This window comes from Bradyrhizobium sp. AZCC 1588 (assembly GCF_036924735.1).
In the GTDB taxonomy this organism is placed as follows: domain Bacteria; phylum Pseudomonadota; class Alphaproteobacteria; order Rhizobiales; family Xanthobacteraceae; genus Bradyrhizobium.
The window spans coordinates 5,966,101-5,992,908 of sequence record NZ_JAZHSC010000001.1; the positions used below are offsets into that span (position 1 = coordinate 5,966,101).

The following is a 26,808-nucleotide window of genomic DNA, read 5'->3' on the forward strand; positions in this document are numbered from 1 at the left end:
TTCATTTCAGACGTGGTGGATGCTCTTGAAGAGGGGCGATCCATCATTTTGGCGTTGCCCTCTACGGCCCCAACGGGCTTGCACGGGCATCTAATTGCAAATGTCGATCTGCGCGGGACCTTAGAGTGGAAGACGGTAGATCTTTCTGGCGCGGGTAGAGTAGCGCAGATATTGGCCAACGAACTCATCCCGTTGGCGCGACGGCCACCCAGGGCATTCGCCAATGACATTGTCGTTGATCCCGGACTTCAAGCTACAGTCGTCCAATTGACCGGCATTGAACAGGGGGGAAGGTTCAAGGAGTTTGTAGCATTCCTCGCGGAGTTTCTTAGTTGTATTCGCAAGTCATCTCGGTCGAAGCGTGCGACGCCACGGTTGCTGTTCGATTTGCCCCGGGCTCTCTTGCGAAACCCCCAGATCGGATCGGACCTTGACACGATCCGTCTCTTCGAATGGGCCGGCCGGGTGCGGCCGTCTGATATGCAGCTCTACGTTTCTACTCGAATGCAAGGGCGGAGTGGCCTAGGGCCAACTAACCTATTCGAACGAATTGTTGTCGAGTTTGCTGGCTGGGATTCAAATTTAGCTGACGAACTATCCAAATGGCCCTCCGCCGATTTGCTGCATCCTCTCCCCGGATTGCAAGAGCTCGCCTGGAGCAGGGATATGCGAGGGCTTTCTTGGCAGGCGGGTACCCAAGACATGTTTGGGGCACGTAGTCTCTCTCACATTCTTCATCATGTCGCGACTGACGATCATGACGAGGTTACTAAGCGTCTTTGGCGTGCCCACGTCTCGGAGGTGTTTCCCTGGCTTGAGGAAATACGGGTGCATCTCATAGACTGCTTTCGTAGCGCCATTAGACTGCCTCACGAACTCGAGAGTGGCGAAGTCATACGGAATGCAAATCTTCTCGAAATCGGGCAACTCTATTGGAATTTGCGATACGCAGCTCAACTTCCGGAAGAGCAATTGGATCTAGTGAAGCTATGCAGATTTGCGCGTAACGATTTGGCTCATCGCCGGCCGGTCGAGACGCCGCGACTACATTCGCTGGAGCGTGAGTGGAGAGCTGCTCTTGCTCGCTCGACTCCGGTGTGAGACAGCTCAGACCTACGGGATCGTTCGGTCTGAAACTTGAAACCACGACCTTTGTGCAGGAAGAGCGGGACCTTCACGTGTTTCTTTGGCGCGGTTCGCAGACGACGGCAGTGTTCGGCGCCTCCGCCGCAATGGCCGGCCTTCCGGGCCAGGTACACGACTTAGGACTGACGCTTACCCAGACCAATGCGACCGAGGCTCGGCCCAAATTGAAAGCTCTCGCGACCGAAGGAGAGGTCGATCAGGTACGACTATCAGGCTTTGTGAAGGACGTTGCAGCCGGCAAGTTCAAGGATCAGGTTCCCGGGCCGCTCGCGCGGTCCTTATGGGTTCGGCGGAACACTGCCGAAATCAACACAATAGACGAAATCGCACGCAGCCTTTAGGTCAACGGGTTCGCGCGAGGACCGAGGTTAAGGCATGCAGCGAATGGGCGATACGCTCCAACTCAGCGCAAGCGATCTGGTCGGCCATCTGAATTGCCACTACCTGACCGAGCTTGATCTCAAGGTCGCCTATGGAGAGCTCGCGAAGCCAAAGATCTGGGATCCTGTCCTCGAAACGCTTGCGGAACGCGGCGCGCTGCATGAGCAAGGCTTCATCGAACATCTGAAGGCGGCCGGAGCCGCAGTAACAGTGATCGATGGTGTTGGCATTGACGTATCGGCTGTCGCAGCAACTACGGAAGCCATGCAGCGTGGCGACGCGGTCATCGTCCAGGGCGCGCTCCAATCCGGCCAATGGAGTGGGCGCGCCGACGTTCTGCGCCGCGTCGAAACTCCGAGCCGTTTAGGCGCATGGTCCTATGAGGTCACCGATACCAAGCTCGCGCGGGAAACGAAGGGCAATACTGTCCTCCAAATCTCACTCTACTCCGACTTGGTATCGTCCCTGCAAGGCAGCGCACCCGCATCGGCCTTTGTGGTGACGCCGGGAACGCAATATCAGCCAGAACCATACCGGATATCCGATTAAGCGGCCTACTACCGGCATGTAAGGGGCAGTCTCGAGCGCGCGATCGCGTCACCCACCGAGGGCGCCTACCCCGAGCCGATCGAGCATTGCGACATCTGCCGATGGCGAAACCACTGCGACGGGCGCCGCAGGGCCGATGATCACTTGTCGCTTGTCGCCGGCATCAGCAAGTCGCAGGCTGGAGAGCTCGATAGGCGTGGCGTTCACACCATGGCCGCGCTTGCCGTGGTTCCTCTGCCATTGCCGTGGCGGCCCGATCGCGGCGCGGTGCAAAGCTTCGAAGAAATACGGGAACAGGCACGGATTCAGGTCGATGGTCGGGCACAAGGAGCAGTTATTTACGAGGCCCTGCCGCAGATTGCCGGATTTGGATTGTCGCGACTGCGGGAGCCCTCAGCAGGCGACATCTTCTTTGATTTCGAGGGTGATCCCCTCGTCGGCGAGGGTGGCCTGGAATTCCTGTTTGGGTACCTCTACGCGGATGACCATGGTGCGTTGTGCTACACTGGCGATTGGGCGTCCACGCGCCAAGAGGAGAGAGCGGCATTCGAGCGCTTCATGAACTTTGTGACTGAGCGGCTCAAAACTCATCCTGGCCTTCATATCTATCACTTCGCCCCCTACGAGCCGGCCGCTATGAAGCGTTTGATGGGCCGTTACGCAACACGCGAGAACGACGTCGACAATCTCCTGCGTGCCGAGCGCTTCGTCGATCTTTATGCGATTGTGAGGCATGCGATTCGCGCGAGCGTGGAGAGCTATTCGATCAAGAAGCTTGAGCCTCTGTATGGGTTCGACCGCGCGGTACCCCTTGAAGACGTGCGTGTTGTAATGGCACGAACGCAAGCCCGGCTTGAACTCGCCGATGCCGGCAACATTTCCGAGCCCGACAAAGCCGCGATTTGCGGATACAACCGCGACGATTGCGCTTCAACGCAGGGCTTGCGCGACTGGTTGGAGACCCTGCGCGCCGAACTCATCCAGAGCGGCTCGTCGATCGATCGGCCAGCGATCCCAGAGGCGGAAATCAGCCCGGAACTCGACGCGTGGCAAAGGAAAGTCGCTACCCTTGCTGCACGACTGACCCACGGGGTGCCTGATGACGCTGGCGAGCGCAGCCCTGAGCAGCAGGCGCGCTGGCTACTTGCTTCAATGCTGGATTACCACGGCCGGGAAGGCAAAGCGGTCTGGTGGGAGTATTTCCGGCTGCGAGACTTGTCGGCCGAAGATCTCTTATACGAGCGCGACGGGTTATCGGGCCTCGAATTTGTCAAGCACGTTGGCGGTACCGTCAAGAGGCCAGTGCATCGCTACAGGTTCGCCTTGCAGGATACTGATATTCGTCCGGGCGATGCGCTTCACAGCATGGGCGGGCAGAAATTCGGGGACGTCGAGGATATTGCGCTGGACCAGCGCATGATCGACATCAAGAAGCACGGCGACGCGGTTGACCTGCATCCGGAGGCCATCTTCGCGCACAGCTTTGTCGGAACTAAGGTGCTTGCCGAATCGCTAATGCGCATCGGCGAATACGTCGCTGATCATGGGGTGGCGGGCGAAGGTGATTATCGCGCGGCTCGGGATCTGTTGATCGCCGTCGCGCCACGGCTTCGCGGCCAAGCGTTCGAGCAAACGGGTGAGTCCCCGAAGGATACCGCGCTCCGCGTCGCGCTTCATCTCGACGAAAGCGTCTTTCCTGTCCAGGGCCCGCCGGGCGCCGGTAAGACTCACACGGGCGCGCGCATGATCTGCGCGCTAGCAAAGGAAGGTCAGACGATAGGCGTAACGGCAAACAGCCATACCGTCATAGGTAAACTGCTCGACGAAGCCGTCGGCGCCGCTGGCAAGGATGGCCATGTTGTTCGATGCATGCAGAAAATCACGGACAAGGAACCAGACCGGCCGGGTGTGAGGATCACCACAAGCAATCCGGAGTTCCTGAGCGCGCTGCAAGGCGATTTCCAGCTTGGCGGCGCCACCGCTTGGTTCTGGGCGCGACCCGACGCAAAAGGTGCTGTCGACGTCTTGTTCATCGATGAAGTTCCGCAAATGTCACTCGCCAATGTGCTTGCCGTCTCGCAATCTGCCAACAGCTTGGCCTTGCTCGGCGATCCTCGTCAACTTGAGCAACCAATCCAGGGCAGCCATCCCGACGGTGTCGCCGTTTCAGCGCTCGATCACCTGCTTGGCACCCATGCGACAGTTCCACCGGACCGTGGTCTTTTCCTGCCCGAGACGTGGCGGCTGCATCCGTCGATTTGCGCGTTCAATTCGGAACTGTTCTACGAGGGGAGGTTGCATTCCTTGCCCGAGTTGGAGAAACAGGAGATCCGGTCAAAAGGCCGGCTCAAAGGAGCAGGCCTGCGCTACGCGCCTGTCGAGCACGCCGGGAATCAAAGTTCATCACTTGAGGAAGTCGAACGCGTCTGCGCGCTCGTCGATGAAATCTTGAACTCGGAGACCAGCTGGGTTGACAGGAACGGAGTCGAAGCGCCAATCACTCTCAAGCACATTTTGATTATCGCTCCCTACAATGCTCAGGTGTTCGCCCTGCAGGAGCGGCTTCCTAGCGCCTTTGCCGGTACGGTCGACAAGTTTCAGGGACAGGAAGCTCCGATCGTCATATACTCGATGACGACCTCAAGTCATGCCGATGCGCCGCGCGGCATGGAATTCTTGTACAGTGCCAACCGACTGAACGTGGCTGTATCCCGCGCAAAGTGCATGTGCATCGTTGTGGCCTCGCCAACATCGTTCGAGGCGGAATGCCGGACTCCTCGTCAAATGCAGCTCGCGAACGCCTTTTGCCGGTACCTTGAGATGGCGAGCTCGATCTGAAATTGATGCCGTGTTTAAACTCTCGAGCCGCTGGATGCGCCGGCCGTACCGAAACGCATCATTCAGTCCTTGCGCTTAACATTCCCATACTCCGTTCTTTGCATCTGCAAAGGGATCGCCTTTGGGACCTTTCATAAATCATCAAAGGATTTGAGATCCTCCTCCGACGGTATCCTGGTTCGGTTCCGCCATGGCCCGAAGTTGATCTGTGATATCTCGACGGCTGATCTGGCTCAGAATCACGCGGCCCTGTTCAAGCTGATAATCGAGCGATCCGGATCGCAGCGACCGCATAAGTCGATTGCCTGATGCGTCGAGGACCATTGACGCGGGAGCTCGATCAGCTCGCTGCGTGCTTCGATGCCCTGATTATGCCGACTGTCCCGATCATCGCTCCGTCGATTGCGGCTTGCATGCGGGATGAAGGCCGCGTCCGTGTGCAGATCATCAGAAAAACGTCGCCGTCCAACTATTTCGATCGACCGACGATAAACATCCCGATACATGAGCCGGGCAACGCACCGGTCGGCTTGATGTTGATCGGCGGGCGCGATGAGGACTGGAATCTGCTGACCATAGCTCGTGCTTTCGAAACTGAGAGAAAGAGGTGAACATCGGGCGCGAATTAGGATCATCGTGCCGACTGAAATTCAGCTCGTACGGAGCAGCGAAGGGTCGAGCGCAGGGAGCCTCATCGGGTCAAACGGCGCCTGGTCGACGCTTTGTGCTGCGCCGTCAGCGATCAATTCGGCAATGGCTTCGCCTGTCGCTGGTGAGTTGAGGATGCCCCAGACATTGTGTCCGGTAGCGACATAGATCCCCTCGCTGCGTGGAACTTTGCCTATCAGCGGCAAGCCGTCATGTGTGACCGGTCGGAAGCAGGCTTGCCGCGCTAGGATCCTTTCTGGGCGGAAGACCGGCGACAATCGTTCGGCGATGGCCTGCAGGCGACCGATGGCCTCTGGATCCGGCCTTACCGTGACGGGGTCGATCGGCAGCGGGACCACGTCGGATAGAGCCGTAATATGGGTGCTGCCGTCTGCGCGCGGAAACACCTCCACACTGACCATGTCACCGGTCTCATCGTGATGGTCTAGAAATAGTGCGTGTGGGGGAACGTCTGCGCCGGTGTCGTAGACAAGGCTCGGACTACGCTGCCCGAAAACGGCCGGCAAGCTCATCCATTCCGCCGCCAGCAATGACCACGGTCCCATGGCGACGACCACGGCGTCGGCCTCAATGACGTCGCCCTCAACTTCAACGCTCCGCACGGTCGTGGCGTGGGTATGTCTCACCACGCCAGTAGCGCGCCCGCGGCGCAATTCGGCGCCGCGCGCTTGGGCGGCGCGCATCATAGCGGAGGTGAACTTGCCGGGATGAACAATTGCCGTCGTCTCAGTGGTGCTTAACCGCGACGCAATGACAACGCCGTCGGAGAGCCAATCGAGCTCCGAAGGTTTCTGGCGGCGCAGGTCGCGCTCGGAAGCGACGAAGCCACTGTAAGCGGTCATGGGACGATAGCCCCAATCGTCGGCGATCTCCTGCGGCAAAGCAGCGTGCAACTGGAAACTGCGTCGGGCCAGCGCATCTAGCGGCGTGCCGGCACACCAGTCGAGTGCCAGAAATCCGCCGGCCTTTCCAGATGCTGCGGCGGCAACCTCAGTGCTCTCAACCACGATCACCTGGGCGCCGCGTCGGCTGAGGAAGTAGGCTGTGCAGGCGCCCACTACGCCGCCGCCGCAAATCACAACCCGCATGGTCTCTCCGCTTGCAAGCCATCAAACACCGAGAAGTCCAGCGATGCTAACGCGTCGGCTGTCCCTTTGTCTCCTTGAGTTTATCGACGCACCTTTAGAGACAGGCGTGTCCGCTGTCGGAACGACCACGCTTGCGCACGTGGGCGCTGATGAAAGGGCCGGCACAACCCGGGCCTCTGGCGCGCAGTTCCAACGGTTTGGAACCAAGATTCAACGAAAGGAGTGGCTGTATCTTGAGACTAATCACGCCGGTTGACCGATGTCATCGCGTAGACTGGCTGGATGCTTACCGCGTTGGCCTATTCCGGTTCAAATTCCGAAATCCAATTGTGGCTCAGTGTCATTCTCGCCTTGCAGGGAAGACAGCGACACTCCCAGAAGGCGCACCGCTTTTGAAAGGGGCATGGCGTCTTCCAGCAGGCCGATCGCCAGACGCGCGAGATCGTCGCGGTTGGCGACAACCGCAGACACGGATCGGCTGCGCGTGATGATCTCGAAGTCGGCGAACTTCACTTTGAGCGTCACCGTTCGCCCCCGGGTGCCCGTCGACTCGCAGTGCCGCCAGACTTTGTCGATCAACGGCTGGAGCTCGGCGAGCATTGCGTCGAATTCCGTGAGATCGGTGAAGAATGTGTTCTCGGCGCCGACCGATTTGCGGATACGATTGGCGCGTACAGGGCGGTCGTCGATGCCGCGCGAAATCCAGTAGTAATAGGTACCGGACTTGCCGAAGTTCTCCTGCAGGAACGCGAGGGATTGTTTGCGAATGTCGAGGCCGGTCCAAATCCCGAGGGCATTGAATTTGGCAGCGGTCGCCGGCCCGATGCCGTGAAACTTCCCGACCGGCAGCGTCTCGACGAAAGTCGGTCCCATCTCCGGCGAGATGACATACTGCCCGTTGGGTTTGCGGTGATCGGAGGCGAGCTTCGCCAAGAACTTGTTATAGGAAATGCCCGCCGAGGCATTCAGGCCTGTTTCAGCGTTGATCTTCGCTCGGATCCGCAGCGCGATGTCTCTAGCCAGCAGGATGCCCTGCAGGTTTTCGGTGACGTCGAGGTAGGCCTCGTCGAGCGAAAGCGGCTCGATAATTGGCGTGTGCTCGGCGAAGATCTCGCGAATCTGTCGGCTGATCGCCGTGTAAACTTCGAAGCGTGGCTTGACGAAGATCAGGTCCGGACACTGCCGTTTCGCGGTGACCGACGGCATGGCCGAGCGCACGCCGAACTGGCGGGCTTCGTAACTCGCGGCAGCGACGACGCCGCGCTCGGCCGAACCGCCCACCGCCACCGGCTTGCCGCGCAGTTCCGGATTATCGCGCTGTTCGACCGACGCGTAGAAGGCATCCATGTCGATATGGATGATCTTGCGGTGAGGCGCGGTCGAAACGCTGATTTCCGGATCGGTTGGGACCATGGGTGGATTGTACAGGGGACCGCAAGCCAAGTCGCGACCAGGTCAGCCTCAGTCCGCCGAGGGGCATTCAGGGCAAATGTCGCCGATCGAGTCCAGTACCTCGGCGATTGCGACCGCAGCCGCTTGCGATGAAACGCCGGCCGGCGGATCCGTCCGCGCGATCTGGAATGCGCGGTCGCGGGCATGCGGGTCGGCGCGATCCTGCATCCACCCGTGCTCCTCGCATTCGCGAATGGCACCGGCCTCGCTGAGCACCGAAATCGCCCAGCCGCCTAGCGTCCGGATCGCTGGTTGCCTCTCCTTCGTCATCAGCATTCGAAATCGCTCCTACGGGGCCGAATCCTCGCGCCCCGCCGTCCGTTCCGGGCTGCTAACACAGGTCAGGGATTCCGAATTGCATGGCCTATTGCTTTTCCACGTGTTCCGTTCGCCTATGCAAAATGTCAGGCGCGCCAGCGCGGGATCTTCCTTTTCGCCCGTCGCAACGATCTTCAGCGCCCCGTCCGGCAACGGCCGCTGGAGCGCCTTGGCCTCGTCCCAGGGAGCGCGCAGCCAGACGTCGTACTCTTCGGTCGTGGTCAGGATCACCGGCATCGCCTTCGGATGGACGCGTTCCACCTCGGCATTCGGCTTGCAGGTCAGGAAGGCATAGACGTCGATCGTGACTTCTCCTTCCTTGGTCTTCCGAACGCTGGTCCAGTTCGTCCAGAGGCCGGCGAATGCCAACAGTGGGCGGCTTTCGTCCGGAGCGAACCATACCGGCACCTTCTTGCCATCGATCGTGTCGTACTCGCTGAACGACGTGAAGGGGACCAGGCAACGGTGCTCGGTCCCAGGCCACTGCTTCCAATGCGCGCTGCCCACATTTCGGATGTTGGTGGTGCCACCGTCCGGCTCCATCCGAAGCAATTCCTTGAAATCGACCGGCTTACCCTTGGCCTCGAGCCTCTCGGCTCGCTTCTTGGTGGCATCCAAGAGCGCCTGCTGGGAGGACGGCATGCCCCATCGAGCCATGACGATCTCACGACCGTCGGGCGCGTTACGAACGATCGGCGCTGGGTAATCCGGAAAGATGCCTGGCATGGAAGGCAGGTTGCCAACGCGACTGTTGAGTGCGTTGAACAGGCGGCGGATCGCGTCAACGTTCTTGGTCATCGAATAGAGATTGCACACGTTCAGTCCTCCGGAGGCACATTGCGCGGCCGCTGAGTTAGTTGCAGTAGCGTCGCCGAGGGGCGCCGGCCCGCCTTGGCGCATTTCTGACAGCGCAGCCTGCCGGCGAGATCGTGAACGAAGGTTGTCGGTGGATGGGGCAGGGCAGCGAGATCGACCTGGCTCGACGCCTTGCAGCGCGAGCACTCGATCTGAAGCCAAGGATAGCCGCCGTTTATCGCCTGGTCGACGGTGGGAGAGGGATCGATCGGTTCTCCGTCCGCCCACATCCGCTCGTTCCAGCTCTCAGCCAGGAGCCGATCGGCTTGGCGTATCAGTGCGTCCCCCTTGGCGCGCAGCTGGTCGGACTGCGCGGCCAAAATGCCTGTCATCGCCCGCGCCTTGTCGAGCTCCTTCTTCAAGGCCTTGCGGACTCCGCCGGACAGAGGCGTCGGATGATGCTTGGGGGCCATCCGGAACGACGCCGGGCCCTGATCAGATGGGCGCGAAGGCCGGCCAGCAGCCATCTTCCTCGTGGCGGCCAGTCCAGTTCTGGCAAGTGTTGTCTAGCAGTCGTTGCCCGACCTCCCTCCAGCTGGCTTGCTGCCCATACAGGCGGATGGCATCTGCCTTCTGGATTTCGACAATGCGCGCGCACCTGCGACAGGACACCCCCAGGACATGCTGCGGGATTTCGGAGAGGCGCTGCCCTGGGTTCGGCCGTTCCGAAGATCTGGTGTCGACTTGGGCATCGTTTAGCACGGCATGCCAATATTCCTCCGGCATCTCGTCCTGCGGACCGAGAGGGGGTGTCGCCACCGTCTTTCTGCCGATCGAGGCGGCCAGCTTTTCCATTTGTTTGGGGGTAGGCATCCGCCAACCCGCAGGTCGATCGCTCATGGTCCAACTAGAACATATCAAGAACAAATGTCGAGTCCGACCAACGGCGGATGGGAATGATTTTTCTGGTTGCGAGGGGGCGTATCCAAATTGAGAAGCGCAAAACAGGGACGGAGTGTCGGAACCAGCCCCTTTCGTTCGTCTTGAATCCGAGCCGCCCCGAAAACGGAGTACTGCGTACATGGCCCCCCGCGCCAACTGGAAAGGCTTTCTGCGTCTGTCCCTCGTCACCTGCCCGGTCGCGCTGTATCCGGCCACCTCCGAGTCCGAGAAAATCTCGTTCAACCAACTCAATCGGCAGACCGGTCACCGCATCAAATACATCAAGGTCGACGCGGACACCGGCGATGAAGTGCCGAATGAGGACATCGTCAAGGGCTACCAGCTCGAGAAAGACCAATTCATCGAGGTGACGAAGGAAGAGCTCGAAGAGATCGCGCTGGAGTCCACGCGTACCATTGAGATCGACGAGTTCGTCGAGAAGTCCGAGATCGATCCACGTTACTTGATCCGTCCCTACTATCTGCGTCCGGACGGGAAGATCGGTCACGACGCCTTCGCGGTCATCCGCGAGATGAACAAGGTCGCGATCGGCCGTGTGGTGTTGACCAATCGCGAGCACATCATCGCGCTTGAGCCGCTGGAAAAAGGGTTGGTCGGGACGCTCCTGCGGTATCCCTACGAAGTGCGCTCCGAACAGGAGTATTTCGACGATATCCAGAACGTTAAAATTACGAAGGACATGCTGGATCTCGCCAGGCATATCGTGAACCAGAAGTCGGGACGCTTCGAGCCGGATAAATTTGAGGATCAGTACGAAACGGCTCTGATCGACCTCATCAACCAGAAGCGTGCCGGCAAGCCGATCACGCCAAAGGAGCGGCCGCGCGGCGAAAACGTGGTCGATCTGATGGAGGCGTTGCGACGAAGCGTCGGCGGGGCTGCCGCCGAAACGAAGGCCACGAAGAAGCCGGTGAAAAAGCCGCGCAAGGCGGCAGCCGGACAGAAGGAAATGTTGATGCCGATTGCCGGCAAAAAGCCGAAGGAGACGGCAGCGAAGAAGCCGGCAGCCAGGCCGCAGCGCAAGTCCGCCTGATTGGGATTCCGTGAGATCGGAGAAAAACCACGGCGTGAGCGTTCTCGGCTACCAATACCGGTAAGAGGGGGAACCGGCCTCCAATGTTCGCGCTCACATTCCTGGGGACGTCGGCAAGCGTTCCGTCGGCCGAACGGAATCATCCTGGTCTCCTCGTCGAGGCCGGAAATCACCGCATTCTGGTGGATTGCGGAGAGGGGACGCAGCGCCAGCTGCTGCGCAGCGGCGCGGGCTTTCGAAGGCTCGATCGGCTCTTGTTGACCCACGGCCATTTCGACCACGTGCTTGGCATTCCCGGTCTCTTTTCGACCCTGCGGCTGCGACAGAGCGCTGACGTCATGACGATTCATGCAAGCCCGGCCACGCTCGAAATCGTCGTCAGGATGCTCGCCGGCCTCTGGGGCGAGGGAAGGGCACCCATTCCACTCGAACTTGTTCCACTGACGGCAGGTCAGGTCATTGACGGAGGCGAGTTCACAATTGCTTGCTTCCCGGTCCGCCACCGCGATACCGACAGCTTCGGCTTCTCGTTTGAAAGTAGGGCTCGCCGTCACCTTCGGCCGGACCGCCTCGCCGCCCTTGGTGTGCCCGACGGTCCGGTGCGCAAGGAGCTGGCGGAAGGAAGACCGGCGACACTCGCGGACGGTAGGACAATTGATCCCGAAGGCGTCCTCGGTCCACCAGAGCGGCGCAGGAAGCTCGTTATCGTGGGCGATGCCGAAACCACCGAGGGATTGGCCGAACTGGTTCGTGGCGCGGACGTGCTGGTGATCGAGGCCACGTTTCTGAACCGCGACGCGGCGATTGCGCGCGATTACGGACATCTCACCGCGGGTGAAGCGGCTGCGCTTGCGGCTATGTGCGACGTCAAGCAGCTCGTCCTAACCCACATTTCCGGCCGTTATACCGATGAGGACCTATTGGCGGAGGCGAAGAAGACGTTTCCAAACAGCCGGATTGCCATGGATTTCGATCATATCGTGATCTAAGCGGCCGCTGCGGAGTCCATGCATGGCGAAAAAGCTGAAGACCTACGAAACATCATTGGGCTTTTTCGATTTAGCCATAGCAGCGCCTTCGATGAAGGCGGCTTTGGAAGCCTGGGGTGCGGACAGCAATCTTTTTCATCAGGGTGTCGCGAAGCAAAGTGAGGATCCCGACGTTATCGCAGCGACCATGGCGGCGCCGGGCGTCGTTCTGAAACGCGCCGTCGGGTCCGGCGGGCCCTTCAAGGAGCACGCCGAACTGCCTACCGATCTCGCCGGCGACCGCGGCTCGAAGACTCGCAAGTCGCAGGGCCGCAGCGCACAGAAGCCCCCGAAGGGAGGCAACGATCAGGCGGCCGACCGGAAGGCCGCCCTCGCTTTCGAGAAGGAGCACAATCGTCGCGAGCGCGAACGCGCGAAGGAAGAAGCCGCCCGGGAGAAGGAGCGCGAGCGACGGCAGCATGCCATCGACAAGGCACAAGGTGCCTTGGATGCAGCCCGTCGGAAGCACGAAGAGAAAACAGCAGGCATTCGAGCCGAGCTAGAGGCTCTCGAGGACGAGTCGCGAGCCGAGGAGGCGCGTTGGGAGAAGGAGAGGATGCGACTGGAAGCTGCGTTGCGACGGGCGCGAGGGTAAGCAGCCACCACCTGGAAGCAACCGGTGCGTGGATAACCATGACACCGCGGCCCGTCACTTGCTCGATACGATTGATACCCTGGTGAAGCACGGTGAGCGCCGCAGCCTATTGCTCTCCAACAAAGCGATTAGCGCATCCAGCGCTCTCGGGCGGAGCAAAGCTGTCCCTGGCCCCTAGAGGAACCGGGCGTTCCTCATTGCGTTTTCCGCCCGGAGCGTTGATCCATGGTCAATGCGCTCGTCATTCGCTGCAATACCCAACTGGCAAAAGCCCAGAAGGCGCTTCGCGCGGCGCAATATGTTCGAATGTCCACCGATCTTCAGCGCTATTCGACCCAGAACCAGGCGGCCGCCATCGCGGCATACGCGCAGCAACGAAACCTTACTATCGTTCGGACTTATGTCGACGAAGGGCGCAGCGGAGTGCGGATCAACCGGCGGCCGGCCCTCGCCGAACTCATCAAGGATGTTCAATCAGGAAACACGGACTTTGAGCACGTTCTGGTCTACGACGTCAGCCGATGGGGACGCTTCCAGGATGTCGATGAAAGCGCGCATTATGAGTTTGTCTGCAAGCGAAGCGGCGTCAAGGTCGCCTATTGCGCTGAACAATTCGAAAACGACGGAAGCCTTCTGTCGAGCATCTTAAAGAATATCAAGCGCGTCATGGCGGCTGAGTTCAGCCGGGAGCTTGGCGTCAAGGTGCACGCCGGCCACTGCCGAATAGCGGGCCTTGGCTATCGCGTTGGTGGCTCGCTGACATTCGGGCTCGGCAGGGAGATGGTCGATGAGGAGCAACGCTCGAAAGGTCGGCTCAGGAAGGGCGAGTACAAGGCCCTGAAAACGGACCGTGTGCGGCTTCGGCTCGGTTCTGACGACGAGATCGCGGTCGTCAGATGGATATTCCAGCAGTTCGTCGTAGAGCGAAAGACCGACGTTGAAATCGCACGGCAGCTCAATGGGGCGAATATCCCCAATCACCATGGGCGTCCTTGGTCCTACCTCATGGTCCACTACATTCTCAAGAACGAGAACTATATCGGAAACCTCGTATACAACCGCACGTCGCGGCGCCTTGGACAGAAGCAGGTCAACAACCCTGATCAGCTGTGGATTCGGACCTCATCGGTGGTCGCTCCAGTGGTTGATCAAGACCTCTTCGCGCGCGCCCAGAAAATCATGGCCGAGCGGTATATCTCAATCCCGGAAGACCAGATGCTGCGCAGGCTCCGTCTCACGCTCGGTCGCAAGGGAAAGCTTAGCTCCAGTATCATCAAAAACGCGCCGGGACTTCCCTCTCCCGCATGTTACGTCAAGCATTTCGGCTCGATAAGAAACGCCTACAAGCTCATCGGCTATGAAAGTTCGCGCGACTGTAGGTGGTTTGACGTGCGAGATCACTGGACCGAGGTTTTGTCAAAGCTCACAACACAGGTTGCGAAGGCGCTAAGGACCGACCTCGGGATTCGCTTGAATCCAACCGGCGATGGTACAGGGCTGGCATGGAATGGACGCAGAAAGATCATCTCATTTCAGGTGGTGCGGAAAATGGCGAAGAGGACGCCAAACCACGTTGCGCTATGGAGAGCCCACCTGAGGAAGGAGCGATCCGAGCTGTGTGTTTACTTGCGACTGAACGACTCCAACGAGGTGGTTCAAGACTATGTATTGCTGGCCTCAGCGGACACTACGACGCCTTACCTGACGCTGTCAGATGGCCTTTTAGCTCGCCACCAGGCCGTTCGCGTCGACACCGTAAGCGAACTTATTCGGGACATCAAAGCGAGATTTATATCGGCCAGCCGTGCCGCGCCGACCAGGCCAGGACGAACGAACAAGCGAAAGAAACTAAGCCGGTCCAAAACCAGGAACGTCCGCGCGCGGCGCTAATGGAGCGCAGATAAAGAATTGCGCCCAATACTTTGCCGTAGTTTCTCCTGAAATCGCCATTGAGCTTCGAAATCTCGACGAGCTCGGAATACTGATCGGACATTACATTCTCGTGGAAACATCCCAGGTGCCCCATAGAACACTGATTTGCCTGACCAGTCAATTGAAATTTCTGATTTTCCGAAGTTGCGGAAGCCCGCTGCCGATCGGCTAGATGCTGACGGCATCGAACAAGCTGACGCAAGGAACCTGAGAATCTGCCATCACTAAAGCCGCTCGAGAACTGGCCGAAATCCAGTCCGCGCGACTTGCGATGACCACCGCTACAAAACGCCATGATCAAGCGCCGAACATTGGTATTGATGCTTCTTCTGCTGTCAGGCGGCGCGCGGGCCGATGATTTTGCTGGTCAAGCCAGTGTCGTTGATGGCGACACACTGGAAATTCATGGCGCATTCGGCTCTGGGGTGTCGATGCGCCGGAGAGCAGCCAGCTATGCCGCGGCGAGCATAGTTCGCAATATCGTTGTGGCGGAAAGGCAGCAACCAAACTTGACGCATTCATTGGCCGACGTCTGGTTAGCTGCTCGTCGTCGGCCTTGACCCATATGGTCGGGTAGTTGCGACCTGTGCGGTCGGCGGCATCGATCTCGGCGAATGGCTCGTGCGGAAGGGCTTGGCGCTGGATTGGCCCCAATACTCCAAAGGGCGATATGGTGGCGCTCAGCGCGACGCCGAACACGCCGGCCGCGGAATCTGGAAGGGCAGCTACGTCGAGCCGTGGCTCTATCGCGCCTGCATCCGCGCAAGCGCAAAGCCCTCCGACTGTTCGGACGACGCAAACGCGCATCATTGATGGAACTCCAAAGCGGGCGTCAATCCACAACGAACGAACGTTGGCCTATCCCCACCGTCGCGCAGGTGGCTCTAGCGTGGCTTTGGCGACTCACGCTAACCCATCAATCTCAACCACCTCACTGCACAAAAGGGATGAAATGGTTGCAGCCACCCGTGAACTGCCGGCCTTTGGTTACGCGCTTGAAGTGGACGGCCGACTTAAAGCCGAATTTGCTACCAAGGACGGGGCCAGGGCAGGTGGAGAAGAACTGAAGAAGCGTTTTCCCATGCTTCAGATCAGGATCTATGACGCGCAGACGCATGCGCGCGAGGAAATCTAGATCTCCGACTCAAGTCTAAGCGGATTCTGCTTGTGCGCATCCGCTGGCCGCGGACCGGGCTCTCGTGAACCGAGCCGCTGACGCGTCTCGGCCATCCGGCTTCGATCTCTTGCGCGATACGGTGTCGCTCGCCGGAGGCACTCGCGTTAGGGGCCGCCGGCATTGTATGCCGGCGCCGCTATCACTGCCCCGAACGCGGGTGCCTTGTTAACCGGTCTCGCGACTGCAGTCGCCTCGGTGCCCGCGGTCATTTCATGCCCGCGTCGCTATCACTGCCCCTTCGTCGGCTGCCTCTTTTTGCTGTCTGCGCTTCGCTCCGGCGCTTCGCGGCGAGACTCTGTCGGCTGCGAGCAAAGCCCGCCTCGCGGGGCGTCACTCCATTCGGGCGTCCATCCTTGTCCAAAAGATACCACCCGAGTTCGTGCCGCAACCACCGTCCGACCGCGTCGGTATCCAAACGTAGAGCACTATCATTGGAGCCTTGAAGCCGTCGTAAATCGAGAGCAGTATTAGTAACTTCATCTAGGCCATTCACTTATGTCCCGCTTACCCAAAGCGATACGAGAGAAAATTCTCCGGCGTGAGGGCGCCCTCACTGAAGCCGAAGCCGCTGCTTACGTCGGTGCCAAAACGTTAGCGGAGTTCCGTCGTTTGCGTCGGACCGGACTACTCGGCGACCCAATCCCTGGCACCACGCTATGGGATCAAATTGAGCTCCACCGTTCCATCTCTCAGTGTCGGCCCAACGCCGAGCATCGGCTCCGTATAGAGAGCAGGCCATCGCTACGAGCGAGATCGAAACGCAAGGCGTGACCGGTTTCGCGACGACGGGGAGAACAACGTCAAACCGACGATAAAGACAGCCGTCCGAATGCGCAGTCCGTTTCCCCGTCATCGCCTTTGAGAGTGAGAGTGCGGGCCAGGTCCGCCGCGACGGGTTGAAGATCGGGGGAGAGGCCTCCGGCGCCCGTCGCGGAGAACCGCGATGTCTGGACATAGCGCCCGAGTTCGTGCCGGCAACGACCGAACGAGCCTTTACACCGAAATCACCGACAAGATCATAGCCGAGCTGGAGGCCGGCCGTATTCCGTGGGTTCAGCCATGGGGGACGGCGGCGATCAAGGCGCCGCTCGCGATGCCGCGCAACGCGTCGACGCAGCGCGGATATTCCGGGATTAACGTGCTGATCCTGTGGGGTGCCGTTATCGAGCACGGCTTTTCCGGACAGAGCTGGCTCACCTTCCGCCAGGCACTCGGGCTCGGCGGCCATGTCAGAAAGGGCGAGCGGGGAACGACCGTCGTCTATGCCGATCGCTTCACCCCAGACGACGAACGTCGGCGCGCCGCGGAGGCCGGCGAGGAGCCGGGTGCCATCCCGTTTCTCAAGCGCTTTACCGTCTTTAACACGGATCAATGCGATGGCTTGCCCGAGGATGTCGCTGCTTTGGTGGTGCCGCCGCCACCAGGCCAGATCGAGCCGCGAGCCGAGGCGTTGATCGCGGCGACCGGCGCGGATTTCCGCATCGGCGGTGTGCGCGCCTACTACAACACGACGGGCGATTTCGTGCAGGTGCCACCGCCGGCTGCCTATTTCGAGCCGATCAACTGGCACCGAACCGCCTTCCATGAGCTCGGTCATTGGACCGGCCAGGCATCCCGCCTCAATCGCGACCACTCCGGTTCGTTCGGCTCAAAATCATACGCGCGCGAAGAGCTGGTCGCCGAAATGGCAGGTGCCTTCGTTTGTGCCTCGCTCGGTATCGTGCCGACCGTGCGCCACGCTGACTACATCGGTTCCTGGCTGGAGGTGCTGCGCGAGGATAATCGCGCCGTCGTCCGTGCGGCGAGCGCGGCATCGAAGGCCGCCGATTTCCTGCTCGGCTTTCTGCCGCCCGCGATCGATTCCGTCGTCGGGGGCAGCGAGGAAGCTGCATGACGGATCCGCACGTCGTGCCCGTATCAGTCCTCAATAGGTGCTGCGCGTCAGAGAGTGAGAGGCGCGCCGGCTTGTCTGTGACGGGTTGGAGGCCGAGAGAGAGTCTCGGCCGCCCGTCATGGAGAATTCGACATGGCAAGCGCCGTCCAGAAGATCAAACTCAGTCCATCCCGGGATATTCCCTTCAACAAGCTGGTGTTAAGCCAGTCCAACGTCCGGCGCGTCAAGGCCGGCGTTTCGATCGAGCAACTCGCCGAGAGCATTGCGCAACGCACCCTGTTGCAGGGCCTGAATGTCCGGGCCGTCGTCGATGCAGAAGGCAACGAAACCGGCATGTTCGAGGTCCCAGCGGGCGGCAGGCGCTATCGCGCGCTGGAACTTCTCGTAAAGCAAAAGCGCATGGCCAAGACGCAGCCCGTTCCCTGCCTCGTTCGCGAGGGCGGTATCGCCGAGGATGACTCGCTTGCCGAGAATGATGAGCGGATCGGGCTGCATCCGCTCGATCAATTCCGAGCCTTCCAGACCTTGCGCGAAGGCGGGTTGAGCGAGGAAGACATCGCCGCGCGTCACTTCGTGACGCCCGCCGTCGTGAAGCAACGACTGCGGCTTGCGTCCGTGTCGCCAAAGCTGCACGACGTCTATGCCGAAGACGGCATGACCCTTGAGCAGCTCATGGCCTTCTCTGTTACAGCCGACCAGGTCAGGCAGGAGCAGGTCTGGGAGAACGTCAGCCGCTCTGGCTACGATGAGCCGTATCAAATCCGGCGCATGCTGACGGAAAGCACTGTCCGCGCGTCTGATCGCCGGGCGCAATTTGTGGGCCTCGATGCCTATCAGCAGGCGGGTGGCGGCGTTCCTGCAGCTCTCATTACCGGAATTCGTTCCGATCTACCTGGGCAGATCACCGCGCAGGTGACGGAGAACGTCTATGATACGCCGACCGGCGGCTCGCTGTTGGTGCCCCAAGGGGCACGATTGATCGGAATCTACGACAGCCAGGTCGCGTTTGGACAGTCACGCGTCCTCCTGGTCTGGACACGCCTGATTATGCCCAACGGCCGTTCGATCGTCCTGGAGCGGCAGCCCGGCGCCGATACCACGGGAAATGCCGGGCTTCAGGACGAAGTCGACCATCACTGGGGTGAGCTGTTCAAAGCGGCGCTGCTTTCGACGTTGCTTAATGTCGGGGCCGAACTCGGATCCGGCTCCGACAACGGCAACAGCGCCATAATCCAGGCACTTCGCCGTGGGGCAGGGGATTCCCTGAACCAAACCGGTCAACAGATCGTTCGGCGCAACCTCAACATCCAGCCAACCCTGACAATTCGGCCGGGGTTTCCGGTGCGGGTGATGGTCAATCGCGACCTGGTGCTTGAACCATACAGAGGGTGAAAGAAAATGCCCAAGCTGAAGCTCGGCGCCGATCGCCGGTGACAAACCGGTGAAGCTCACCGTGGAGTTGCCCGCCGCGTCCATCGCGATCTCGTCGCCCATGCCGACGTGCTCGCCCATGAAACCGGGCAATCGATCTCGAAACCGTCAAAACTCGTCGCGCCAATGCTGGTGCGCTTCATGGCAACCGATCGAGGCCTTTGCGAAAGCGCGCCGCAAGGGTCAGCCTGCGCAGGGCAAGCAAAAGATAGCGCTCGCTCAACAGTTGGCGAAGTTCACGATGCGCATGCCATGACGGGTAGGCGCTTCGAGGCCATTGGCTGCGAACCACTGATGCCACTGAAACTGCCTCAAGTCAGAGCTGAATGGCTCACCTACAGCACAACGGCAGGCTTGCGATCTTACTGGGAGTACCGAGTCAGCGGTTCGCGCTGACTGCTTGGTCGTATAAGCCGCTGCACTAGTCGCCGATCGCAAAGCTCAAGTGAGGGTCCCAACGATCAAGTGACGCGGCATGCGCGGAAGCGCTTGACCCATTGGCAGCTGTCTTCGCTATCACATTGAACTGGAGCGCGCCGCATGCGTGTGAGTACGTCGCAACTCTGTGGAGTGCGGAGCGAGGGGATGGAGGAAAAAGTGATCCCGATCTTCAACACTATTGTCGTCCCAGCAAACCTCCGTTCGGTAGCGCACAAAATCCCGTCATACGCGGCGGAACGGTGTGATAACCGTTGAGTTTAGCCACGCATCTCCCGGCGGCAATCGATTGGGTGTTGCGTGCAGAACGGGAGCGATCGATCTTGCTTCTACGATCGCGGAGTAAGAGTGTGAGTGCCTCCGCAGTGGTCGAACTCCGGAGGCTGCAAGTCGTGTCAGAAACGTGCAGGTAATCTTAACTCGAAAGGATGAGTCATGACATATTGGCCAGCCGATACGAGTATAATCGCAGCCTGCGCGGTGCTCGCGATGGTCCAAAATGTAAGCGCCGGAACTACGGCAAATGCAACGTTTGTCGGCTGGAAAGGGGACAAGATTGGGACAGCGACGCTGATGCAAACGCCTAATGGCGTCCTGGTTCGGGCTGACGTGGGTGGCTTGCCGCCGGGTGAGCATGCGTTTCACATCCATGAAGTGGGACGATGCGATCCGTCTACTCAGTTCAAGTCTGCGGGCGATCATTTCGCGCCGCGTGGCAAGAAACACGGGTTTCGAAGTGCAGATGGTCCCCACGCGGGGGATATGCCAAACCAATATGTTGAGTGGGACGGACGCCTCAAGGTCGATGTTATCAATCCTTATGTGACCCTTGATAGCGGCGAAGCGTCGCTGGTCGATGATGACGGGTCAGCACTCGTCATTCACGCGAAGGGTGATGACTATGGCAGTCACCCATCGGGCCAGGCGGGCAATCGGATCGCATGCGCCGTCGTTCAGCGATAGGCGAGTACAGCGGGTTGCTGCGCCGGTAGGGGCGTGCATTCTACGTTCGCAGACGGTTACAGCTACACTCGCGACCGTTCAAGTCGAGCTATCAGGCGGCTGGGCGGCTGGCATGTCCGGAGATGGAGCCTCGGGGGGAGCCTTCGTAGTGCCATTCCGTCGGGGCAGGACCAAGCCGCGAGTGCAATGCCCAACCTCTACTACGTCGGCAGACTCCGGCGACCGCATAGCGGCTCGCGACTCTGACGTGCGGAATGCTGCGCGCGTTCATTACGCTGATGGCAGGAGTTGGATCTCATGGCTGCATAAAGGTAGCGCTGGACTATTCTTCTGGAATCGTTGAGTGTCATTGCGAAAGATGCCGTACACCGGGTCGCCCCACCGATGATAATAGCGATCAGCCGGTCGGGGCAGTTTAGAAGCCTCCAACGCGCTGCCACTGAATGCGGAACATGAACTCGCGCAGCTGCGTACTTAGCGAGAGGCCCCATAACACCCGGCCATCGGTGGGCTGAACCTACTTTAAAAAATCGTCCTCGCCGACTACTTCTACAGCGTAAGAAAAGACATGTTCTGGTATTGCTGGCTCGTCGCCAAACTGCTCAAGGTGCGCGGCTGACTGGTTTGGCTGATGAGGATGCTGCGGCCATCATCGATCCAGCCGTCTGCCGAAGCGAGGCCGCCGCTATCAGGGGAGGCGAACGGGTTATGATTGCGCGAGTTGGCGCATCACGAAACGAAGACCGATGTGAAAGCGCATATCATCCGCCCAGGAACAGGCGCCCGACATCGGGATCGGCAACGAGCTCCGCGCCCTTGCCGGCACGGGCGAGCTGCCCGGATACGAGGACATAGCCGATATCGGCGAACTCCAGCCCTTTCTTGGCGTTCTGCTCGACCATCAGGATGGTCTTGCCGTCGCGGTGCTGGAGCTCGTCCAGAATCTCGAAGACCATCTCGATAAAGCGCGGCTCAAGCCCGATAGACGGTTCGTCGATCAGGAGCAACTCCGGATCCATGACTAGGGCCCGCGAGATCTCGAGCAGCCTACGCTCGCCGCCAGATAGAACACGAGCAGGCATATGGCGCCGCTCGGCCAGTCGGGGATACTTGGCGAATATGCGTTCGGTGGCGGACTTGGCCTCCCTGGGCGTGTTCATGAGATAGCCGCCCATCCATAGATTCTCTTCCACTGTCATGTCGGCGAAGACGGAGTTGTCCTGCAGTACATAGGCAATGCCGGCTCGTCTGAGCTTGTCGCTGGGCTTGAGCCGGGTCACGTCATGCCCGGCAAGGCGCACAGCTCCAGCATAGATGCTGGTGAAGCCAAAGACGGTGTGGAGCACGGTCGACTTGCCGGCACCGTTTGGCCCGATAAGGCACAGAGACTGGGCGCGCCCCACGCGCAGCGAAAAGTCGTGCAGAATCTCCATCGGCCCGTAGCCGGCGCGCAAGCGGTCGATAGTCAGAAGGGGGGTGTCACCGGCGAGCGCGTCGAGCGTCTCTACGGGCGGCGCGTCGGCAGCGAACTGCTCTGCCTCGCGTGCCACGTCGGTGACTGATATCGCCGGGCCGACCGAGCCGCCGTCGCCGGGGAACCCGGCCATATCCGCCGCTTTCCTATGCTCGGTCTTGTTGCTCGATCCCATTCAGTGCGCTCCCAGGTAGGCGTCGATGACGCGCCGGTCGTTTCTGATCTCCTCTGGCCGCCCTTCGGCCAGCAGCTCGCCATGAGCCAGGCAGTAAATGTGTTCGGCAAGGCTCATGATGACGCGCATGTTGTGCTCGATGACGAACAGCGTGACGCCAAACACCGCGTTGGCTTGCTTGAGCCGGTCGATCAGGCCGTCAATCAGTGTCGGGTTGATGCCGGCGGTTGGCTCGTCCAGCATAAGCATCTTCGGCTCGTTCATGAGCGCCATAGCAAATTCGAGGAGCTTCTGCTGGCCGAACGAGAGTGAGCCGGCCCTCAGATGGCGCTTGGCATGAAGCCCGACGAATGCGAGGAGATCCTCCGCCTGGCGACCCCGCGCGGCGCTTCTGATGTGAAACAGGTCGAGGAGGTTACTGCCGCGTTGGGAGGCGGAGATCAGCATGTTCTCAACGCAGGTCATACCGCCATAGATACGCGTCTGCTGGAAGGTACGGATGAGCCCGAGCCGGGCGATGTCGGCGACGCGCAGGCGGGAAATCTCGCGGCCCTGAAAGCGGATCGAGCCCTCGTCGACCGGATGGGCACCGACGATCGATGAGAACAGCGTCGTCTTGCCCGATCCGTTCGGCCCGATGAGGCCGACGATGCGGCCCTCGTGCACCTCAAGGCTGATCGACTCGTTGGCCCGCACGGCGCCGAAGGACTTCGAGACATTCTTGACCTCGAGCATCGCAGTCATCGCAACGTTTCCTTGCGCGCCGGGCCGGCGATCGTGCCGCCTTCCACGCGATGCCCGAACCAGTCCGGAAAGCGCTCGCGCACGAAGCCCATGATGCCTTGCGGGAAGAACACCACGATGACAACGATCACCAGGCCAAGCACGACGCGCTGCCAGCCGAGGAGATAGGTCCAGCTGGCCTCCTTGAGCACCTGGAATACGACGGCACCGATCACCGGCCCCCACAGCGTACCCTTGCCGCCGAGAATGGCCATGAGCACCATCCACACCCCATATGTTGGACCGGCGAAAGCCGTGTCGATGGGGTCGATGAAGCGCTTCAGATTGCCGAGGAGTCCGCCGGCGATGCCGAGGAAGAACGCCGAGATCATCCACGCCGTCACCTTGATCTGCGTGGTCTTGAGCCCCATCGCCTCTGCCTTGTCCTCATTGTCGCGGATGGCGTTGATGGCGAGCCCAAAGCGCGTCATATAGAGCCAGCGCAGGACGAGAAATGTCACGACGGCAAGCGCCAGCGCGAAATAATAATAGAAGCGCGAGAGGTCGCCCACGGCGTCAGGCGCATTGGGCGGTACCATGCCCGAACCGGCGCCGATCCACTCCCAGCCATTGGCGATTTCGCCGGCAGCGATGCCGAGACCCAGTGTGCAGATGGCAAAGTAGTGCCCGCGCATCCCAAGCACGATCGATCCCAGGGCGAGGGCAGTTAGGGTGGCAAGGAGAGCGCCCACCGGCAGGCCGATGGCCAGCCCTTCGAGATATTGCATCATATCGAAGGTGAAGACGGTCGCGCCGCCGCCCCGCGCAGCGTTGTAGGCGGAGACGGGATAAAACAGGCCAACCTGGGCGACCACGCAGGCATACATGCCAACGCCGAGGAACACCACATTGCCGAAGGAGTTGTAACCCATCTGCCCGCCCACCAGGTCCCAAGTCAGCGCGAAAACAATGAACAGCCAAAGCTCTGCCATCTGGGCCTGGTAGGCAGGGAACAGAAAGGGCGCGACAATGCCTATGGCGAGGATAGCCACATAGCCGACGGGTCTGTACGCCGCGACGCTCACTTCAGATACTGCCTCCTTCTCGCCAGCCGCCAATTGCGCCAAACCAGCACCACCACCAGGAGCAGGAACACGAAGGCGAGCTGGTACTGCGTACCGAGCACGAAGCCGGCGATGTTCTCGGCCGCCCCGAGCCCGAGCCCCGCCGCGATGACGCCAGCGAGATTGCCGAGTCCCGCCACCACCACGATCATGAACGAACGAATGGTGTAGGGCAGACCAATATAGGGGTGGATCGTGTAAGCCATGGCGACCAGCGCGCCGCAGGCACCGCACAAAGCGGCATTGAGGCCGTAGGTCGCGGCATAGACCCCGTCGGTGTCGATGCCAAGGACTCGCGCGGCGCGCGCGTTCTGTGCCGTCGCCCGGATTGCCTGACCGAGACGCGAGCGCCTGAGGAAGACGACCAGCGCCACCGCAAGTACCGCCGCAAGCGCGAAGGCGAGGAGTTTGATCTGGGCGAGCGTCACCATGCCGCCCATCAGGAGCGTCGTACCGAGACCGGCGTCGACGACCTGCACATTACCGCCGAACAGGGTGTTCATGAGTTGCTGGAGTACGATCGAGATGCCGAATGTCGCGAGGATGGAGATGAAGATGTCCCGGTCGACGACCCGGAAGATCACCATGTGAAAGAGCGCCCAGCCGATGACGTACATAAGCGCGGCGGCGACCGGCACGGCAAAGAGGGGATGGATGCCGGCGCCTCCCATGACGATCGCCACATAGCCACCCAGCATGACGAACTCGCCTTGGGCGATGTTGATGATGTTCATCACCCCCCACACGAGCGCCATGCCATACGCAGCGAGCGCGAAGAGGGCGCCGACCAGCAGCCCGTTGAGCACAAGATCCAGCGTGATGACCGGGGCCTCAAGAAGGATCGTAATATTGTCCATCATGACTTTAGGGACTGCCGCCGTTGGGGTTGTCGTTCATGCTGTCTGCCTCCTGTTGCGCGCCATGCGAGCACGGTTTGGCCGGCTGTCACCCCGCTTGGAGACCGCGCGTGAGCGTGAGGCCGTGCGCTCCTTGCCGTTGCCTCCTGCGGACCATGCTCGCGTCCAGGAGAGGAGGGAAGATATCCCAGACGAGTGTAGAACCTCTCGGGCAGGCGCCAAGGTGGCCTCACCTTTTAGCGCCCGTCACATGGAGGGCCGAGGGATCACCGCCTTGGTCTCGGCGAACTCGGAGGGCGCGACGACCTTGTACTCGCCGTTGAGGACCTGGTAGAGCGCCATCGGCTTGGCGACGTTCTTGCCAGTGTCGTCGAACTTGATCGGCCCGTAGAACGTCTTCATGTCCGTCGCGGCGAGTGCGTCACGCACCGCCTGCGATTCCAGCGATCCGGCGCGCTCGAATGCGTCCGCATAGACCTGGACCGCAGCAGCCGACTCCGCGGCCTGATAGGGCGGCCCGTAGCCGTAGGTCTTCTCGAACAGTTTGGCGAAATCCGCCGCCGAGCCGAACAGGTCGTCGGAGTACGCCAAGGTTGGAGCCCACTGGGTGGCGCAGAGCGTGTACTCCGCCGCCTCGCCGAACTGGCCTATGACGTCGGCTGCGTCGCAGTGGGTCAGGGCGAGCACCGGCACCTTGACCTTCAATTCACTGATTTGGCGGATCGCCGTAGCCGCTCCCTTGGAGTGTCCGGAGACGATCAGCATGTCCGGCTTGAGCGCCTTTGCCTTGGTCAACGTAGCGGTCATGTCGTTGAGCTCGCGCGGCAGCTGGTCGTCGATAACCACCTTCATGCCGAACTTCTTCATGTCCTCGAGCAGGCCGGCGCGCACATCCTGGCTGAAGGGGTCGTTTTCGAAGGCCAGCGCCACCTTCACCTCACGCACTTCCTTGCCGAGATGCTTCGCATTCTCTGCGACCAGCGCGATGGCGCTGTTGAGATACTGCTCCGATGTCGAAAGCGTGGCGAAGATGTACTTCCAGCCATTGGTGAACAGCGAGCGCGAGGCGCCGTTGGCTTCCACCATGGGCACCTTGTGCTCTTCGGTCACCGGCGCGATCGCCTTGGTCATTCCGGAGGAGTAGGGACCAAGCATGAACTTGACACCGTCCTGCTGTATCAGGCGCTCGGCGAGCTCGGCGCCACGCGCGGGAGTCGACTCGTCGTCATAATATTTGATTTGGAGCTTGTAGCTCTTGTCGCCAACCTTGACGCCGCCAGCCTCGTTGATTTTCTTCACGGCGAGATCGTAGCCGCGCTGGGTGTGTTCACCGTTCGTGGTGTACTTGCCGGTCAGCGACACGGCGGCACCGAGCAGGATCGTATCCTGCGATTGTGCGTATGCAGGAGTGACCGCGAGACTCGCGGCGACCACACCGGCAAGTGTAGCATAATGCAGCATGCTTGAATCCTCCCTGGATGTCTGCCCCTCCTTTTGCTCTTGTGCGAACTATTTCCCTCCAACGTGGGCAGCGTGCCGAGGTTCCTTGCATTGAAACATCAGGCGTGTTTCCACGACGGCGATACGGGGTCCTCCGCAAATATTCTTCATGCTCCGCGTACCAACGCTTTTCGCCAATTTCGGAGAGCCCACCACCTGACTCCTCTGCCTCTCATCGAGCCGGACGTATCATATCAAGCGATCAGGAATCCCGAGGTTCACGGCATTGTACGGCTGCGTACTGGGTCACCTCGGTGTCTAGGCG

The 26,808-nt window shown here is 60.4% G+C and carries 24 protein-coding genes and 3 pseudogenes; 16 read left to right on the plus strand and 11 right to left on the minus strand.

The features are described from left to right. The first annotated feature begins 1,097 nt into the window (after positions 1–1,097). The 5 genes and pseudogenes from V1277_RS27650 to V1277_RS27670 all read left to right on the plus strand — a co-directional run bounded on the left by V1277_RS27650 (position 1,098) and on the right by V1277_RS27670 (position 5,525). A complete protein-coding gene (locus V1277_RS27650; protein ID WP_334419034.1) occupies positions 1,098–1,487 on the plus strand; it encodes a hypothetical protein in 390 nt (129 codons plus the stop codon). Positions 1,488–1,530: 43 nt separating this feature from the next. Continuing rightward, on the plus strand, positions 1,531–2,076 hold the full coding sequence (locus tag V1277_RS27655) for a hypothetical protein (protein ID WP_334419035.1): 546 nt from the start codon (positions 1,531–1,533) through the stop codon (positions 2,074–2,076). Positions 2,077–2,106: 30 nt separating this feature from the next. After that, positions 2,107–3,021, plus strand: a pseudogene (locus V1277_RS27660) (TM0106 family RecB-like putative nuclease); the annotation flags it as partial. A 570-nt stretch (positions 3,022–3,591) separates the two neighbouring features. Further along, on the plus strand, positions 3,592–4,914 hold the full coding sequence (locus V1277_RS27665) for a DEAD/DEAH box helicase (RefSeq protein WP_334420468.1): 1,323 nt from the start codon (positions 3,592–3,594) through the stop codon (positions 4,912–4,914). Positions 4,915–5,237: 323 nt separating this feature from the next. Continuing rightward, positions 5,238–5,525: an amidase family protein gene (locus V1277_RS27670; protein ID WP_334419036.1), complete on the plus strand. Its 288-nt coding sequence runs from the start codon at positions 5,238–5,240 to the stop codon at positions 5,523–5,525. A gap of 39 nt (positions 5,526–5,564) precedes the next feature. On the opposite strand, the gene V1277_RS27675 is transcribed toward V1277_RS27670, so the two are convergent. The 6 genes and pseudogenes from V1277_RS27675 to V1277_RS27700 form a co-directional block, all read right to left on the minus strand. Beyond that, entirely contained in the window at positions 5,565–6,671 is a 1,107-nt protein-coding gene (locus V1277_RS27675) for an NAD(P)/FAD-dependent oxidoreductase (RefSeq protein WP_334419037.1), read from the minus strand. Positions 6,672–6,980: 309 nt separating this feature from the next. Further along, a complete protein-coding gene (gene dinB, locus V1277_RS27680) occupies positions 6,981–8,084 on the minus strand; it encodes a DNA polymerase IV (protein WP_334419038.1) in 1,104 nt (367 codons plus the stop codon). A gap of 48 nt (positions 8,085–8,132) precedes the next feature. Further along, positions 8,133–8,399 (minus strand): hypothetical protein, encoded by a 267-nt coding sequence (locus V1277_RS27685; protein WP_334419039.1) that lies wholly within the window; start codon positions 8,397–8,399, stop codon positions 8,133–8,135. A 144-nt stretch (positions 8,400–8,543) separates the two neighbouring features. Next, positions 8,544–9,257: pseudogene (locus V1277_RS27690) on the minus strand (SOS response-associated peptidase); the annotation flags it as partial. Positions 9,258–9,259: 2 nt separating this feature from the next. After that, positions 9,260–9,709, minus strand: coding sequence for a hypothetical protein (locus V1277_RS27695; RefSeq protein ID WP_334419040.1), 450 nt, complete (start codon positions 9,707–9,709; stop codon positions 9,260–9,262). A gap of 22 nt (positions 9,710–9,731) precedes the next feature. After that, complete coding sequence (locus tag V1277_RS27700) at positions 9,732–10,091, minus strand: hypothetical protein (RefSeq protein WP_334419041.1); 360 nt, start codon at positions 10,089–10,091, stop codon at positions 9,732–9,734. Between the two features lie 226 nt (positions 10,092–10,317). Here V1277_RS27700 and ku point away from each other — a divergent pair, with 226 nt between their 5' ends. From ku to V1277_RS27755, 11 genes and pseudogenes are all read left to right on the plus strand, one after another. Next, positions 10,318–11,232 (plus strand): non-homologous end joining protein Ku, encoded by a 915-nt coding sequence (gene ku, locus V1277_RS27705; RefSeq protein WP_334419042.1) that lies wholly within the window; start codon positions 10,318–10,320, stop codon positions 11,230–11,232. An 83-nt stretch (positions 11,233–11,315) separates the two neighbouring features. Further along, positions 11,316–12,221, plus strand: a complete 906-nt coding sequence (locus tag V1277_RS27710; protein WP_334419043.1) for a ribonuclease Z — start codon at positions 11,316–11,318, stop codon at positions 12,219–12,221. 22 nt (positions 12,222–12,243) lie between these two features. Beyond that, positions 12,244–12,855 carry a cell envelope biogenesis protein TolA gene (locus tag V1277_RS27715; RefSeq protein ID WP_334419044.1) on the plus strand — a complete coding sequence of 204 codons (612 nt, stop codon included), beginning with the start codon at positions 12,244–12,246 and terminating at the stop codon, positions 12,853–12,855. A gap of 225 nt (positions 12,856–13,080) precedes the next feature. After that, positions 13,081–14,745: a recombinase family protein gene (locus V1277_RS27720; RefSeq protein ID WP_334419045.1), complete on the plus strand. Its 1,665-nt coding sequence runs from the start codon at positions 13,081–13,083 to the stop codon at positions 14,743–14,745. 335 nt (positions 14,746–15,080) lie between these two features. Continuing rightward, positions 15,081–15,347, plus strand: a complete 267-nt coding sequence (locus V1277_RS27725) for a hypothetical protein (protein ID WP_334419046.1) — start codon at positions 15,081–15,083, stop codon at positions 15,345–15,347. Positions 15,348–15,387: 40 nt separating this feature from the next. Beyond that, the gene (locus V1277_RS27730) at positions 15,388–15,600 is read left to right on the plus strand and encodes a thermonuclease family protein (protein WP_334420469.1); all 213 of its coding nucleotides are present in this window, start codon (positions 15,388–15,390) and stop codon (positions 15,598–15,600) included. Positions 15,601–15,739: 139 nt separating this feature from the next. Further along, positions 15,740–15,922 carry a hypothetical protein gene (locus V1277_RS27735; RefSeq protein ID WP_334419047.1) on the plus strand — a complete coding sequence of 61 codons (183 nt, stop codon included), beginning with the start codon at positions 15,740–15,742 and terminating at the stop codon, positions 15,920–15,922. Between the two features lie 985 nt (positions 15,923–16,907). Next, positions 16,908–17,858: an ArdC family protein gene (locus tag V1277_RS27740; RefSeq protein WP_334419048.1), complete on the plus strand. Its 951-nt coding sequence runs from the start codon at positions 16,908–16,910 to the stop codon at positions 17,856–17,858. Positions 17,859–17,990: 132 nt separating this feature from the next. Beyond that, positions 17,991–18,713 (plus strand): annotated as a pseudogene (locus V1277_RS27745) (ParB/RepB/Spo0J family partition protein); the annotation flags it as partial. A 45-nt stretch (positions 18,714–18,758) separates the two neighbouring features. Next, positions 18,759–19,250, plus strand: a complete 492-nt coding sequence (locus V1277_RS27750) for a TrbI/VirB10 family protein (RefSeq protein ID WP_334420470.1) — start codon at positions 18,759–18,761, stop codon at positions 19,248–19,250. A gap of 912 nt (positions 19,251–20,162) precedes the next feature. After that, on the plus strand, positions 20,163–20,690 hold the full coding sequence (locus tag V1277_RS27755) for a superoxide dismutase family protein (protein ID WP_334419049.1): 528 nt from the start codon (positions 20,163–20,165) through the stop codon (positions 20,688–20,690). A 761-nt stretch (positions 20,691–21,451) separates the two neighbouring features. Here the strand turns inward: V1277_RS27755 and V1277_RS27760 are convergent. From V1277_RS27760 to V1277_RS27780, 5 genes are all read right to left on the minus strand, one after another. Beyond that, positions 21,452–22,339 carry an ABC transporter ATP-binding protein gene (locus V1277_RS27760; protein ID WP_334419050.1) on the minus strand — a complete coding sequence of 296 codons (888 nt, stop codon included), beginning with the start codon at positions 22,337–22,339 and terminating at the stop codon, positions 21,452–21,454. Beyond that, positions 22,340–23,083: an ABC transporter ATP-binding protein gene (locus V1277_RS27765; RefSeq protein ID WP_334419051.1), complete on the minus strand. Its 744-nt coding sequence runs from the start codon at positions 23,081–23,083 to the stop codon at positions 22,340–22,342. It abuts the gene before it with no gap. Then, entirely contained in the window at positions 23,080–24,147 is a 1,068-nt protein-coding gene (locus V1277_RS27770; protein ID WP_334419052.1) for a branched-chain amino acid ABC transporter permease, read from the minus strand. Before V1277_RS27770 ends, V1277_RS27765 begins: the two co-directional genes overlap by 4 nt. After that, entirely contained in the window at positions 24,144–25,046 is a 903-nt protein-coding gene (locus V1277_RS27775; protein ID WP_334419053.1) for a branched-chain amino acid ABC transporter permease, read from the minus strand. The genes V1277_RS27770 and V1277_RS27775 overlap by 4 nt, the downstream gene beginning before the upstream one ends. Positions 25,047–25,289: 243 nt before the next feature. Then, positions 25,290–26,504: an amino acid ABC transporter substrate-binding protein gene (locus tag V1277_RS27780; RefSeq protein WP_334419054.1), complete on the minus strand. Its 1,215-nt coding sequence runs from the start codon at positions 26,502–26,504 to the stop codon at positions 25,290–25,292. Between the last annotated feature and the right edge of the window lie 304 nt (positions 26,505–26,808).